The sequence below is a fragment of the Pseudoalteromonas sp. SMS1 genome (assembly GCF_021530565.1).
In the GTDB taxonomy this organism is placed as follows: domain Bacteria; phylum Pseudomonadota; class Gammaproteobacteria; order Enterobacterales; family Alteromonadaceae; genus Pseudoalteromonas.
The window spans coordinates 54369-70285 of record NZ_JAKGBI010000008.1 but is presented as its reverse complement, the minus strand read 5'-3'; the positions used below and the strand labels follow the sequence as shown (position 1 = coordinate 70285).

Genomic DNA, 15917 nt, shown 5'->3' with positions numbered 1-15917 from the left:
GATCTTAATTCTCGTTACCTCTTTTCAAGGAGGCCATAATGGCACAGAAAACTCTATCTGGTATCCTCGCTGCGATTGATGCAGAGCAAATTGCAGTTAACATGACCGCAACGAAATCCCTCTACAGATATACTGGTATTATCGATCGCGTTAATGCAGTAAAAACGGATGCAAATGTCGATTTATCTACAGCAAACAATGATAACTTCCTCACGCACACCTTGGGGTTGGCGGATGGTGAGAAGATTTTACTGACCAAGCAATCAACAACGGCACAAAATGGCGTGTATCAACGCATTGCTGATACGTTAAATCAGATCACTTATCCAAATGTTGAACTGGGTAATCTAGTTGAATTGTTGGGTACGCCACCAACTACCTCGACCGAATTTTATAAACTGACAGAAGGTAATCTATGGGTCTCAGTGACATTTAATGATGGTGTCATTGCAGTATAACCCTATCGGCCAAGTGACAAACTTGGCCATCTTAATTTCTTGGAGCCGAAAAAATGGCTTTGCAATATTTTAATGTCAATGCGCTGCTGCGTCGCACAAGCCGACATCAGCAGCATCTTGAGCGATACATCGGATTTCTTGGCACTGTTGATGCGGTATTTGATCTTAATAAATCATTAGACGAGCCATTGCCCCCCAGATATTGGGCTACTCGTATTCTGCTGATTGCCCAGACCGAACAAATCCAAAATGGCTTATATGATATCTCCACGACAGGTGATTGGGGAAAGGTATCGCAAGGCTTAGAGGTTGGAAATGTTGTTGCATTACAAGGCGATACGAACAACTACTATAAACTTGCGGCGCTGCATGCTGACAAGCAAACTTGGAAAAGCTTGGATTTAAAATCAGTGCCTTTTCACAAATCATTCTAAATAAAACGCAATCATCTCAGTTGAGAAATTATCATGGCAAATCTTTTGAGAAAAAAGCTGAAGTCTTTCTTCAAACGCGGTGCAAAACCGACTGAATCTCAATTCGCAACATGGATAGAGGCATGTTTACTACTTGGAGAAGACGGAGTATCTAAAAATGAATCAGGTATCGAAATCTCAAAAAGCCTTACGGTGAGGGGTAATTTGGTTGTCGATGGTACTTTTTGGTTGTCTGAAGGTGCACCGTCTCAAACACAAAATATGGTGGCCACTCAAGTAGCCGATACACCCACTGGGGCGATTTGCTTGTGGTATGGAGAGGTACTCCCCAGTGGTTACAGGATCTGCGATGGACAAGATGGAAGACCGCTGATTACACCGCCTAAGATTCAATCTGGCGCTCTCAACTACATCATCAAGACGGTATAGATAAACACAAACGTAGGTCATAACAATGACAATAGAAAGCCCCACTAATGCACGCGCCTGCGAAGAGGTGATGAACGGCGTTGAGTATGCAACCCTTTCGCAAGCACCAAAGTCAACAACGTTAAGTGCGCGTCAAAAACAACATTGCCAATTCCAAGCATCAATGGATGCGCCAATTTGGCCGACAGTGGTGTCTGAAACACCGTTCAACCAGGCTTGGATACATCTATATGTAACGGCCATTCTAGCTTGGCTACATGAAGCGCAAGACAGTCAACTTTTGGATACAACAAAACCTGTCTATTTGCTGCAAGCTGGTTCTGGCACGTATCGGTGTGGATTATCGATTTTACACAAGTTACAGCAAGCGATTGCGGCTGAAGGTCTCAATGATATAGCGCTTTGTATGATTTTTACGGTAGAGGGAGATTACCAACAAAACCTTTTGGTCAATCACCCTGATTTTGGTTATTTCTATGAGCAGCAACAAGCGCTGATAGTTGATTGGGATATCACGTGTCCTAATGATTTCCCTTTAATTGCCATAGATGGCAGTAAAATAGATGCACACCTCAACCCGATGGTGTTTATTGCACATGGTATATTTTCTCAGTTGCCGCAGGCGATTTATCATGTCCATTATCACCAATTGTATCATGCTGAGTTTGCGACAGTTGGTCCAGCAGATGAATTTGGTGATGGCACAGTAAACGCCGACGATACACTATCGGACATCCCCTTACTCTGGTCACTGAAAAAACCGCGAGAAGCACAAACCGCAGATGAACCGAGTATTCAACAGTTAGCGGTGCGATGGCAAAAAGTTCAGCGAGGCGATGAGGTCGATAAGTTAAGTGGTCCTTTGGCTCCTTGGTTGGATAGCCTATTGAGTACCTACCTAATGCAAGGAGCCAGTAAAACAGTGGCAATACCATTGGCTGCAGCTGGCGTGCTAAGTAATATCGAAAAGGCTTTTCCACAAGGGGTCATACATCTAGTGAGCGACGACTTTCAGTCTGAGCATGGATTAACACTCACACAGTCAGCACAGCCAAGAAACACCACTTTGGCCGTTGACCTAAAAAGGTTATTCATGATCTATGAATCTGATTTTCAGATTCAAAGTATCAAGCTACCTAATGGAAATCAATCGCTCACTCTTGCATTACGTCATGATAAAAGTGCGACATTTAACTATGTCAGCTATGCGTTCGAGCATGCTTGTCGTACGTTTCCCCCCGACAGCCAAACCCGCATAAACTGTCATTTAAAAAATACGGTTGATACTTTGCAAGATGCGCAAATTCAAGCATATATCGTACAAAGTCAATATGACCCTCAGGTTTTGGCCATCTTTTTAACGCGACTGATAGAAGAAGGGGTACCAGTTAATTCGCGCTCTGCATGGCGCAATATGCTTACCAAGGTATGGGAAAACCATATTGTCGACTGTGAAAATGAAGTTTTTGCATTCCAATTAGGTCTATTTGCCATTGATTTGGCCCATTGGACATTGGCAAAAACTTGCATGCTCATGCGAATGGAAATCAATGGGCCAAGCTCAGCATGTTTGCACAACTTAGCATTAGCAGCTTGGGCAACAGGCGACATGGAAGTGGCGAAACAGAGTATTAATCTAGCACTCGATTTAAACTCGCAAGATAAGCAAGTCCAGCAGTTAAAAGCAGATATGTCAGATTATTTGAAGCGCTGTGAGCGATTACCTTGGTTTGATTGGCACGTTCAATCACAACAAAGTAAAGCGGCGCCAATTAAGATCATGCCGCTGTGTGAACAACAATTAGGGGAGTTTTTCATTCAGTATCGACGTCCAGATATTGCTGAGCGTTTGCGTGGAGTGCGGTTTCGAGACTTTAAACAGCTGAAAATGACTTGGCCAACATGGTTAGAAGAGCAATTACATGCACAAAAAGCGCATTTTGCCGTGATACATGCCGAGTTTGGTTTTGTCGGTGCGGTAGTGATTGATTTTGCGCCTTGCGAGCCAGGCAACAGCAATGAGCAGGGTCACGGGGCGCATTTATCTTTTTGGATAGGGTGTGACTTTCAAAAGCGAGGGTTTGGCCGTTTGTCTGTTGCTTTAGCGATTTCACATATTAAATACTATGCCAAAAAACTGGGCGTTTCTAATATTCACACATCAGCATGGTCACATAATATTATATCAAGAAAAATATTAAGTGACACCGGTTTTAAAAGCATCGAATTAAAGAAAGGAAAGGAGGTGACAGAAGAAGTTTTTTATAGAATAAAAATATAAATACCAAAAAATAAGTAATAAGTTTAAATGTTGTGGTTGAGCTGCCCAAGTCGATAGTCGGCAATCATAAAATCATATATTTAAAGTTGTTGATCTATAAAGTAATACTAGGGCGGATCTATAACCATAAAACCTACGTATCGGAAAATGGATCAAGTATGCTAAGTGAATTAAAAACAAAGAGTAAGAGAGAAAGTGAAAAAATAACCTGCATAGCAGGGTATATTCCCACATCTGCAGATAGCCAAAATGGACCGGGGAAAGGCTCACACTATAAAACTGCTAATCCGCAACTCGTGTGGCCAAGTGGTCAAAACCCTCAACCAGAAGTTAAGTGTGTAATGCAGGACATAAGAGATAATGGTGGCGACATAGGCAAAATAGCTTCATTAGCAAGTGATACGAAAATAAAAGGAATGAGCGAAGTACACAATGCGCATCAGGTTAAAAAGAATTGGGGGGGAACTGGTGGAAAGGCGAATATAGCACATTGGACCAAAGAGTTTGAGAATGAAATATGGGTCGAAAAAGATCGAAACTTAAATGAGTTAAAAAAGACCGTTGTGGCTAAAAATCTCGAAAATGGCTTAGAGCTAAAACAACAGGCGAATGGGAGCGATATTGAGAATGCTGCGCATATTGATGTGGAATACAATGTTAACTTTTACAGCGAAGCAGAAGCAAAAGCGCTGTTTCCTAACAGTGATGCAGTCGAAGATACAGATTATAACACATTGATAAAGTTAGTTACTTATTTGGCAAAATCAAGCAGTTTTAAGGTTGAGTCTGATTATGAAAATGGCAACATGAAATTAGAGGACTCTGCAAACTATACGTTTAGTGAAAACAAAATTTTTATTGTTTAATCTAATTAATACTCGAGGTTCATCGCGAACCTCATTAGATAGCGCATATTAATTATTAAAATGTCAGTGTTAAAAGTTTTTCATCAGAAAAGATGTTGAGTGTTAGCAGGGAGTATCACAATGAAAACACAGCAAGAAAAACATGTATTGGTTGGCGCAATGATTAAAGGCCAATCTAATATGACAGCCAATGCGGAACTTTGGCGTGAATTTGATACGAACAAAGTCTTCAATAAGCGCATTCATAGAGGGGGAATTGGTTTAGTCCCTCACGGAAAAACATTTGGTTGGAATTTTACACAATTAAACAACAACGTCCAGCGGATCAGAAAAAGGGCTGGCTATGTAGCGTCTGACCCAAATTTTCATATCGTCACGAATGTCAATACATATCAAACCCCTGGATATGAGGAAATCCCTCAGAGCGGAACGGGCGAAGGCCTTACTGCGTTTGGTAGTGGTTGGAGTTTACCTTACAACTTATTTCCGCTTGAAAACCAAGTTAAATATGAAGAAAACCATGAGAGTGTGCTTGATAAATGGAAAGATTTACCTCAAGACCCAAAAGCAAAAGATAAAATTTCTAGTCCAAAGCTAGGGCGTGAAAAAGCCAAACATGTCTTACGTACGTTGACTAAAAAGTATGTGAGTGAAAATAAAAACTTTGTTATTCCTCATCGAGGGCTTCGCAATGAAGTAATAAAGAAAATTAAAAATCTAGGCATCATATCGAAAATAAGAGAGTCAGTTGGTGGAGATTATGTCTCTATTATAAACCTAGATGATGATATGCAAATAAAAAACCCTGGCACAATAAAAAGTATCCTTGAGGGTAATAGTAAAAGAGCGGACCTTGACGTCTCGATAAGAAAAAAGAATAAACAGGGCATTGCCTTTTCATCACCTGGTTACATATACAATATGGAAGCAAACTTACTAGAGTATACCGCCAGTGTATTGAGTCACATTGGTGGGAGGGTGATAAACGAAGCTTATCCTGCAGAGCCAGGATTGACATTGACTTACCACAAGAGCATCGAAGACGATATCTGGGCCAATTTTTTAGAGAGTTACCCTTGGGGGGAGGAGTCAACTGACCTTAACAAGCTACCTTCATATGGGAGAAAGCAACGTGCAGCAAGGGTTGAGTCAAAAGAAGGGCGCGCATTTGCAGCGAAGTTCTCACGATATATGGTTAAGCATCGTGATGGCCTCAAAAGTAAAAAAGCACAATACAAAATCCCAATTAGAAGTAATCAATACTTTCCTGTAGATATGAGCGGTTTAGCGAAAGCGCAAATATTGGGTGACAATCCACCACAGAGCGTAGTAGGGCTGTCGCAAGAAGAAGTGTTAGAAATGGTAGTTAGATATATCAAAAATAATAAATATCACCCTCTGAATAGTCAGTCTAAACGCGCCAAACAATTTATGAAAAAGGAATTGCCAATTATTGCCAGTGAAATATATAAATTAATCAAAGTCAATGGCACCTCCATAAATCATAAGCAAGAGCGTATTAGAACGTATTTGCAGGAGAAGTATACCGACTTGCAATAATGAGAATTAACTCCTTATATATTAATCTTCTTATGTGTTTTGTTGCGCTTTATCTTTAAATGTTCAAAGTTTGATGTGTTATTTAAGGCGCAGTTTTGGCAATGCCTGATAGTCAATTTTTTTAAATATACGGTCACACCAAAACTTGGCGTTTAAATTTATTCTAAATTGGAGAGTATATATATGATATCTGAGGCTGAACAATTTCTTCAAAACCAGCGACGGAGAGATGTTGAAAATCGAAGATCAAGGCACACAAAGTATGACGACCCTGTATTCTCACCTCGAGAACGAAGTCCGATCCGAAGCGTTGGCCAAAAAGTGACTCGTTTTGAATCCGATGCGAGCATGTTTGAAGATGAAATTGAGACGATTGAACTTGAAGAAGAAGACTATGAAGGCAGTATATCAACAGACGACTACGATGTGTTTGTACCACTTCTAGATTGGCAAACGCATCAGTTAACCTCCACAGACCGCGTAGAGCAAAATATAGATGGCTTTGCGAGAAAACACTTTAATGTGGCGTTAGATAAGGAGCAGATCCAGGAAGTGGCTCGGCATTACTATCAAATTGTTGGCAATAGATTGAGTCATATTTACAAGTTATTGATCCCCAAACGGTCAGATTTAGGCTCTGCATTTGACCAAATAAATCAGCTTGCCTTAGAGACCATGCCTGGAGCCTATTTAATTCATGATTTTGGTTACAGCCATAATTTAGAGTTTGTAAATGCGCAATTTTCTATCAACCCTGCTTGGAATATCGCGATACCGGCGGGTGGTAGTGAAGAAAGAATCCATGAAACTGCTGGGGTGACCTCAATTAACGATACAAAGATAAGATTTTTTGCGGCTAAAGATTTTAGTTATGTGGATGCAAGTGGGGTGACTCAAACAATGAGTAGTATCGTTGGTGATAAATTTGAGGCTAGGTTATCTCGATTTGCACCGAGAGGGGAGTCGGCAGAAGTAAATGCAGATCAGGTAGACTTAATGAAAAAGACGTTGGTCTACAATAATAATGGCAATAATGCCAATGAAAAGGGCTGGATAAGAGGGCATCTTCTGAATGATAACTTAGGTGGTTCTGCGCTGAAGTTTAATTTATACCCGATCACCGGTTTTGCGAACAAAGAGCATCATTCGCGAGTTGAGTTGCATGTTAAAAACTTAGTAGCAGCGGGGTACATAGTGGAATATAAAGTCACTGTGAATCCGACAACACCTGCACCCCATCAAGTCGAAACAGCATCTGGATATAGAAGTGGGGCAGCGCCCAAGGCTGATTTTAAGTGCACTGTCAAAGTACTCAGTGATACGAGTACTGATACCGTCAGTCAATTTCATCCACAAGGTGAATTCGATATCACAATTACATCAGAATATAAGCAAAAGCATGGTGCCACAGGAGACGTGGATCCACTAAAAACATTTGCGAACAAAGCGACTAAGAGCAAAGACAACAAAGTTGATGGCAATGATTATAAACGGCCTTGGTACAGTAAAAAAAGTCTAACTCGACCGCTAGGAAAATCACATAAGGATGATAAACACATCCTTAAGGACTATAACGATTGGACCAGCAATCAAAAAAGCAGCAAGTTTTGGACTTGGGATCAAACCCGTATAGATGCGCTCAAAGCAGCCTTAAAATAAGCACAAAAGATAAGCCCTAGTTACGCGTATGGCTTCGGCCAGCAGTCTCCCTACTCAACTCTTTGACAATCTATTGTCACCTTCCAAATTTCTCGTCTCAACAAAAGGAAACTTTTGAAATGCAAAAACAACAGCAAGAGCAGAACCTGAGTCCTGCTTCGCAAATGTACCCAACGAAAACGGCGCTGTCGGTGAGTAAAGCACTTGATGCTGACTCCGTGGGTGTCGATCTTCTGTCATCGGGAGTGGACGTAGCGAAACGCTATGCCTCACAAGTGGTGTGGGATCACTTCAATGGAGACCAAACCGCAAAACTAATTATTGCCAGTGTCTTTAACTACGCAATGACGTCTTTAAAATCATTAAATCCGTGGGTGACAGCCATTGCCCAAGCATTGGTATATCTTGCGAAAGTACCAGCAGGTGTGGTCTCTGCCGTACTTTGGGCTATCGGCAAGATGTGGCTGTGGGTAGCCAATAAGTTTTATAACGGAGGTTGGATTGCCATGGCTTGGGGCGATATCGATGAAGCGTATATTTACCAGTGGCTGAAGAAGGGTAAAGATGCACATGCGGCACTCAGTGCACTGGTAGAGAACTTAGAAGCGTGGGTTAAATACATTCAAGACAAATTATCTAGCCGAGTGGCTGGGCTAATGGGAATTAGCGCTGATGAAGACGCACAAGAAGAACCTGCTTTAAATAACGATGCTGACTCTGAGTCGTCGCCAAATATGGTGGACAATAAATTTATCTCCCTTGGGATCAATCAACCAGAATTGATGGAGTGGGAAGAGGGGACAAATAAACCCAAACGAGCAGGTTTACATGGCACAGGCATTGCGAAAGTAAATTTACTTGGTCAGCAATTTGGCGGTGATGTTGACATAAAACTTCCCTTTGGTTCCGGTTGGGAGGTATCTGTTGCTCCTGTTTTTGCAAGTCAACAAGGAGTTGGCTTCAGTGGGATTATCAGTGCTCACCAAGTACTAGGGGATGAGCTTGTCATCAACGATGAAGGGTTATCGAGTTTCAAAGCCAGTATTGTTGGGTTGGATATCGCTGACAAACGGGTGTATTCAGACTTGTTGTCATTACACTACAACAAGCAGCAGAAGGAAGTACATTTTTCTGGTGATGCGCACATCCCTCTTTGGGATAAGAAAAAGTTAGATGGTGATTTTGACCTCAAACTCGACACGGCGGGCAAGTTTAAGTCATCACGCGCTAAAATTGCGTCTGCAGACACCTTTGAGGTGATCCCAAATTATCTGTCGGTGAGCAATTTATCTGGTGAAGTTGAAGTTGCAAAAGACACCGCGCCAGAGTTTGAGGTAGGAACCGACGTATCCTTATACGGACTGCCAGCAGGGGTGAAAGCCTCCGTGACACAAGCTAAAGTGATGTACCATGACGAACAACTCGGTGGCGAAATAGAACAGGCTGATATTGAAATTCCCGTCAGCAAGCACACGACAATGACCCTTGCGATGAGTAAAGCCAAGTTTACCAAAGATAAAATTGAGGCTGAAAATGCCCACATGGACTTAGATCACGATAATTCTAAAATCGTGAATGAAAAAGCGATTATTGATTCGAGCTTTTTCTCGGGGAATTTTGACTTTGGTAAAGTTTTTGAACTCAAGCAGTTAAAAGTGCATCAAGGATTGTCTTCAATCAAGTTTGAAGGGGGTAAATTTACCTATGACAAGGATCAGAATAATGGGCTACAGCTGTTAAGGGCACGTATTTTGGGGCTGGAAGCTTATTATGATAATGACAAACGTGAAGGGGGGATCAAAGGAGAATGGAAAAAGGGAATCGATTTTCCCGCTTTTTCCTTAGACTTTCCGGTCGGTGCGGGGTTTGCGGGAGTTGCCATTGACGTGAGTGGTGGTTTTGAATTTGGCGCGGGCATAGGGGCCTCACTACGCAATAAAGAGGAAGAGAATACCGATACAGAAATGGTTTTCAATGTCATTGGTGAGGCTTCTGCAATGGCGAAAGCAAAAGCACGGATTGAAGCAGGGGCATTTGTAGGTGTTCCCTATCTAGCCAAGGTTCAAGGCGGGTTGTTTGGTGAAATTAGAGGAGGCATTGAAGGGAAAATATTGACGTCAGGGCGTCTTAAGTACACCCGCGGTCAAGAAGGTGGTAGTTTTGGCCACTTTGGCATAGACAAAGACTGGCCAATGCAGGGGGACTTCAGTTTAACGGGTTCTTTGGAAGCCGAAGTGGGTGCATCAATCAAAGCGAAGGTACTGACTTTTGAAAAAGAAATTGCTTCGATTTCAATAGGCGACTGGACATTGGGTGAATACTCCCTAGATGGCACAATTAAAAAGAATCCAAACGGCAAGGGATATCATGTTGAGCGCTCAAAGGGGGAGTTTGCCAATAAGAAGCCAGAGCCGGTAAAAGTGACAAAAGAGAACCTGAGTATTGATAAATGGGTTACTCAGCTAGAGAAGGATGATAGTCACATTGAATACACGGATGAAGAGGCAAAAAGAAAGTTACCAGAGGTCGCACGAAAGACGGTGTATAGTCCGCTTAGCCCAGTTCAAAAAGAAGACATAAGAGAAAGGTATACCAACCTACTCAAGCTGATGCCACAACAGCTAAAATTCGGCAAAATTTACCATAAACTGAAAGCCGAGAGAGAAAAGCTGCCAAACAGTGGGACCTATATTTGGACATCTAAAGTTTGGAGTGAAGCGGTTCAAAGAAAGAATTTTTGGTTTATTGAGCTTAGCTGGAGTAAGGCGAAGGTGGCGGATAAGCTAGATGAATATCACAAGGCATCTACTATTTTAGAGCGCCGGGTTATCTTACAAAAGCTTGAGGAAATTGCCTCGGACTACCGTACAAATCGCTCTAAGAATGAGGAAAACAAAGCCGCTGCACAGGAGTTTTTAGACAGCATAGACAAAGAAAGGCTTTTCCTAATGTAATTGTGCTGAGTGGCATTAACTGTGTTGCGATTAAAGCAATGAGTGTAATCGACATGTAATACCTTACTTAAACTTTTACCGTTAAGGTCAATGCAGGCTGAACGTGCGGCAAAGCAGCGCACTTGTTCGGCTACTTTGGTACAACATGTAAAGGAACAAACTGTATGCTTAATCATTATAGGCAACTTAATGTCTGACTCAGCACACTCTCTATACATCTGATATATGAGTCAATTAAAAAGCAGCCTTTGGCTGCTTTTTTTCTATGTAATCTAATAGCGGAATAATCAATAAACTGTCGTACAAACTTGAGAGGTTCACTATTATTACGCGCCTGTTTTTACAAAGGACAAAATAAAGTGTTTCAGCGGCTTAAAAGCGAGGAGTAACATCGCATACTTTTAATACAACTATATGATTTTTTGATAATTATTTTCATTTTTAACGATTAATATCACGTATGTTTGAAGCAACATGGTTCCGCTTTGTGTACAATGACGCCGAATATCTACTTATAATGGAATGAACATGAACAAATATACAGTGTCTTCAATCATGGCTGCGACTTTGATGCTTGGAGGGTGTGGAGGGTCGTCACATAGTACTGCTGATAAGGATACTTTTATTCCAGGAAATTCAACTAAGCCAAAGCTCACTGTAAACGTTAAAAAGCGCAATAGGTGTGGTGAATTAGTTGGTTATCCTCAGGCTAATATTGTATTTCATGGCGAAGACGGCAGCCCGTTGTTAATCGACTCGCCAAATAGTGTCGGCTTCTATAGCGAAGAGCTACCAGAAGGTGCGCAATCAGTGTCTTTCGTTGGTATTGAGAGCCATAGCGCATATACGAAAACACGGACAATCTTCACTGAGTTAGATATTGGCAATGGCGCAGAACTAAAGACAATAGAGTTTAAAGATGAAATGGCGTACTGCGATTGTCGTCAAGTTGAAATAGACTTCAGTGCGCTGGCGATTTCTCACAGTCAATATTATTTAACGAGAGATGGAGGAGGTACCGTCAGTGGTTATAAAGATTCTCCCTCAGTCTGTGGTGACAATGCAAAACTCTATTACACGCTTGCAAGACCTGGTTATGAGTTGACCACAGTGGCTGCCATTGATGTGCCAAAGGTGTTGTCCAAGGTGGTCGTAGATGGTAGTCAGTTTGTCCATGAGGGGGTGAGTGTCTCTACGTCCAGTTTGGCGCATGGCACGCAAGCGTTTGTAAACGGTACAGATAATAATGGTAACGGAATCTTGTCAAACATGGATTTTGTGAGTGATTCAACACAATTGACTATTTATCCGACTGTTTCAGAAACAAACGTACTACATAACTATACTGTTTTGAGGAATACATTCACAGAGCATTATGAAATGATCTACGCGGGATTGACGACGCGAATCAACAAAGACGGTACGATAGATGACATTGTGCTGCCCACTGTCCCTGACGCGTTAAGTGGTCAATTAAGTGCTGCTAAACTGGCTCTAACACAGCAAATGAAGTTTGATTATAGTTTCAGTACGCTTGATAGTCGTATTCAATCCGCAAAATGGCAATTCGACTTTGACGCTTCGGAACATAATTTTGAAAACACGCGCTGGCATGTATCTGGCCCTCTAAATGCAACAATTCCTACCTTAACCTATGGTGAAGCGTTTAATGCGACAAACCATGAAGTAAGGCAAACGCGTTTGCATTTATCAGGCTTTGAAGGTGCTCCAAGAGATATCTCTGATTACAGGCAATATTTGTACACTCACACAGATAAAGCGACAACAGGAGATAATGTTTTCATTTTACTTGTGTCTCGCAGCAACGAAGAAACACTCATTAATTAAATAAAAAACGGCAGCGAACTAGCTGCCGTTTTTCTTGATTTCTTACGAGACAATTACTTAATGATAAGTTGGTCTTCGTAAGTGTAAATACCGTTTGGATCTGTCAAGTTAAATACTTTGACTGCCATTGTTTTACCCGCAGCATTTTCACACTCAATGATTTGATAAAGTACCGGCTGAGCTGTGTCATTGGTATATACTTTGTCTTGTGTGAATACATCAGCGTGGAATACGTTTGACGTGTCTTTACCGTGGAAAAGGCCAAGAGAAACACCGCGGTTTGCAACTGTGTGGCAATAAGATTGAGAACGGTTTTGGTTATCTACATTTAGCGTACTTTTAACTCGGTATGCAGAGTGGTAGCCGAAAGAATACGGCTGGTTAACAAACTCACCCGCCGGTTCAACAGTAATATCCCAATTTACAATTGGTGCACCTGGTACATTTACTAAAACATGGTACCAAGTATTGTCAGCATCGTAGCAGCCAAGTTTAAGTAATTTTGAATCTGTCAGACGTTCTTCAGGAATACCGTTGTTAACACCAATAGTCGCTTGGCCAACGATGTTTGCATCTGGTTGAACTGCCGCATTTACAATGTGGCTGCCATCAACGTTTGAATATAGGTTACCGTACTCACAACGAGCGCCGTCACGCAGTTCAATATCAGCTGAGAAGTTGTGCGCAAACTCACTGGTGATGACAACACGGCTAACTGGGCCATCTGCGTATACAGTGTGGCGGTCATAACCATTTGTATCAGCGATATTGATAGGCGCAGCAACTGCACTTACAGAAGTTAGCATTGCAGCGGCGAATGTACCTAATTTAAACATTTTCATTTTTAATCCTTTGGATAGTTTTTTACCAGTGTCACCACTGGATTTCACTTGTCAGTTTTATCAGTTTTAGTTGGTTATCACTTGGGCCCAAAGTGCTAACGAGGTGCAAAGTAGCAAACAAAAAAGGGACACGCAAATTGACGCATTAGGATTGGTGAGTATGTCTGTAATGATAATTATATCTTTACTTATCAGTTAGATATGGTTTTTGTAAGTGATTTGGAGGTGGGGTTTTATGCCTAATGAAAAAATTCATAATGAACCCTCATGGATTCCACGCAACTCATTTTATGAATATAAGGATTTATATGCCGAAAAACTGATTGCTTTGTATTTTTTAGTGTCTATATCGCGTGTCATTGAATTGTTTTTACAGCGTCTTGCAGCTTTTGTTTAGACCATTTTACAGGCTGAGTGGGCGGTTTACCTTTTCGTAAGGTAGAACCAGTACCTGGTTCAGAGATAACGACCTTGCCAAATTGGTTTTCTATTGTAAGGGGATGTTCGCTGTCGAGTAAAATGACCTCAATACTTTCAGTGTCATACAAATGTCCCCCCCAAAAATCAGTGCCTCTAATACCGATAGATCCAAGGGGCGTTTTGATTTTAAAATTAGGTCGAGCTACTTTGGTGATTTCTCCCGTCACAACTCTAAATGCGCCTTGAATAAATTCAAAGCTTGCACTTGATGTGTTTTGAGCATGTGTATAACTAAAGTCAGCCACCAAAAATCGAGTATCTGCGCCTAGTGTAAGAATCGTGCCCTCTTGAAATCTAAATTGCGCGCGAGCCAACTTACCAGTAGTGATAAAGTCTTGGTGAAAAATCTTAGACTTTCGCTTTAGAGCTCTGGATGTGTCTTGTGTGTTTGCCACAACATGATGTTTGGCTAATATAGTTTGAGCCACTTGTTCTGCGCTGACCGAGAAACACATTAAACAAGAGAGTAGAATCAGTTTCATACCGTACCTTCTGCTTCGTTTAACCATCCTTCTAATGTAGGTTTTAGCTCCTCAATAAATTAATCGCAAATAATCGGTCACAAATTTAAGTCGCTTGCGTCAATGAGTGTAGAAAAACCAAAGTGGCAGCGATTTTTGTGCATGTGAGAAAAATACCAACACATCAGAGTGAACCTTTGGCGATAATGAAGGCGGGCTCACTTCATTGGGCTCGAATGCAGCTCAATGAAAAAGCATGTTTGAGTGGCTCTATTATCGCCCAGTTGAATCGGTTCTTTGCAGTTGAACAGGTGCATTCATCTCCAACTTTTAAAGTACTGAGTGCCAATCAACAAGGCGCTTTTTGTTTGGGGGCCGATCTAACTTTGTTGTCGCAACTAGCACAGCTGCGAGATGTTACGGGGTTACAACGTTATGCTTCTGATTATTTGAGTTTAGTCGACCAAATGCTATCAGGTAAAAAGGACAACGTGACCTGCATCTCAGTTGTGCAAGGGCAAGCAATTGGCGCTGGCATGTTTATGGCTCTTGCGGCAGATATTGTCATTGCGGAGCCTCAGGCAGAATTTATGAATTCCAACATTTTGTGTGGTGAATACCCCAGTTCGGTATTTGCAAAAAAATTAAAGCGTAAAGCCAGCCTTAACACGATAATGGAAGTACTGTGTTCTGGAAAAAGAGTTAGTGCTGAAACCTTATATGAACTGGGGTTGGTGGATATTTTATGCGAAAAAGACCATGCAGAAAAAGCAGTATACGAGCTGATTGCACGCATAAAGTCATCTTCACATGGGCATCTCGCACTGCAAAAATATCGGGCTGACCACTCAGGACTTTCACGCAAAACGAAGAAGTTTTTAGCTGATAAATGGGTTGCAAATTTTACAAATGGAGACAGCCGCCTGATCCACTACATGCGGAGATTAGGTCGGTTACAAGGCGAATGAGAGTAGTGTGAGTTGGCAAACTGTTTTGCGCCCAAGGATGGGGCGCAGTTTGCCTTTTTTACAACTACGCATGCGGTTGATTGGAAAACACAACAAGAAGAAGCTGATGATAAAAATATTGAATGCAAGCACGGTATTTAACCTGTTATTGGATAAAGGTGTACTGATTGTGCCAACAGCCGGACCACTGGATGTCGTATCCAAAGGGTTGATCTGTCATGGTGAAATTGCGGTTCAGGATGACATCGAAAAGTTCCTGAAAAAGAAAGTCAATATGTCGCCATACATACAAGGAGCTCACGTTGCTGGTGGCGCGGTCACTTTTAGCGCCATAAACGATATCGTGTTGTCAGATGTTACTTTTAAAGGTGGCGCCCCCATTGTTCTAAAAGGCGATATAAAGTGTTCGTTAAGTGTCATTCCAGCATTGAATGATAAAGGGATACCAGATCCATCACCTCCTACCGAGCTAACCGTCAAATTTGTGCCCACACAGCCTGTCACTGTATCAAAGTAAACGTTTACAGCATTCATTGACACGAACCAGCCTGCTTGCGTTGCACATTCCGTTTCCGTTTTAGCGATATTCGATCTTAAATCACACCTTATGCTAGAAAATACACGCTGCCGCGCTATCGCATTTTCTAGCGCAGCGTGTATTTTGTTTGTGATCTGTT

13 protein-coding genes are annotated in these 15917 nt (G+C 41.7%); 11 read left to right on the top strand and 2 right to left on the bottom strand.

The features are described from left to right. Window positions 1–38 precede the first annotated feature (38 nt). The 9 genes from L1286_RS11180 (at window position 39) to L1286_RS11140 (ending at window position 12489) form a co-directional block, all read left to right on the top strand. Window positions 39–458: a hypothetical protein gene (locus L1286_RS11180; RefSeq protein WP_235407137.1), complete on the top strand. Its 420-nt coding sequence runs from the start codon at window positions 39–41 to the stop codon at window positions 456–458. Between the two features lie 53 nt (window positions 459–511). After that, a complete protein-coding gene (locus L1286_RS11175) occupies window positions 512–892 on the top strand; it encodes a hypothetical protein (RefSeq protein ID WP_235407136.1) in 381 nt (126 codons plus the stop codon). A 33-nt stretch (window positions 893–925) separates the two neighbouring features. Continuing rightward, window positions 926–1321 carry a hypothetical protein gene (locus L1286_RS11170; RefSeq protein ID WP_235407135.1) on the top strand — a complete coding sequence of 132 codons (396 nt, stop codon included), beginning with the start codon at window positions 926–928 and terminating at the stop codon, window positions 1319–1321. 25 nt (window positions 1322–1346) lie between these two features. Next, a complete protein-coding gene (locus L1286_RS11165; RefSeq protein WP_235407134.1) occupies window positions 1347–3602 on the top strand; it encodes a GNAT family N-acetyltransferase in 2256 nt (751 codons plus the stop codon). 158 nt (window positions 3603–3760) lie between these two features. Next, entirely contained in the window at window positions 3761–4468 is a 708-nt protein-coding gene (locus L1286_RS11160; protein ID WP_235407133.1) for a hypothetical protein, read from the top strand. Window positions 4469–4588: 120 nt separating this feature from the next. Then, a complete protein-coding gene (locus L1286_RS11155) occupies window positions 4589–6028 on the top strand; it encodes a hypothetical protein (protein WP_235407132.1) in 1440 nt (479 codons plus the stop codon). Window positions 6029–6211: 183 nt separating this feature from the next. Continuing rightward, window positions 6212–7687, top strand: a complete 1476-nt coding sequence (locus L1286_RS11150) for a hypothetical protein (RefSeq protein WP_235407131.1) — start codon at window positions 6212–6214, stop codon at window positions 7685–7687. A gap of 119 nt (window positions 7688–7806) precedes the next feature. Beyond that, window positions 7807–10641, top strand: coding sequence for a hypothetical protein (locus L1286_RS11145; RefSeq protein WP_235407130.1), 2835 nt, complete (start codon window positions 7807–7809; stop codon window positions 10639–10641). 528 nt (window positions 10642–11169) lie between these two features. Further along, window positions 11170–12489, top strand: a complete 1320-nt coding sequence (locus tag L1286_RS11140) for a hypothetical protein (RefSeq protein WP_235407129.1) — start codon at window positions 11170–11172, stop codon at window positions 12487–12489. A gap of 53 nt (window positions 12490–12542) precedes the next feature. Here L1286_RS11140 and L1286_RS11135 read toward each other — a convergent pair whose 3' ends face one another. Together L1286_RS11135 and L1286_RS11130 are read right to left on the bottom strand one after the other, a co-directional pair. Beyond that, window positions 12543–13331, bottom strand: a complete 789-nt coding sequence (locus tag L1286_RS11135; protein ID WP_235407128.1) for a hypothetical protein — start codon at window positions 13329–13331, stop codon at window positions 12543–12545. A 356-nt stretch (window positions 13332–13687) separates the two neighbouring features. Beyond that, window positions 13688–14293, bottom strand: a complete 606-nt coding sequence (locus L1286_RS11130; RefSeq protein WP_235407127.1) for a FecR family protein — start codon at window positions 14291–14293, stop codon at window positions 13688–13690. A 122-nt stretch (window positions 14294–14415) separates the two neighbouring features. Here L1286_RS11130 and L1286_RS11125 point away from each other — a divergent pair, with 122 nt between their 5' ends. Further along, window positions 14416–15240, top strand: coding sequence for an enoyl-CoA hydratase-related protein (locus L1286_RS11125; RefSeq protein WP_235407126.1), 825 nt, complete (start codon window positions 14416–14418; stop codon window positions 15238–15240). Window positions 15241–15346: 106 nt separating this feature from the next. Beyond that, complete coding sequence (locus L1286_RS11120) at window positions 15347–15757, top strand: hypothetical protein (protein WP_235407125.1); 411 nt, start codon at window positions 15347–15349, stop codon at window positions 15755–15757. Window positions 15758–15917 lie beyond the last annotated feature (160 nt).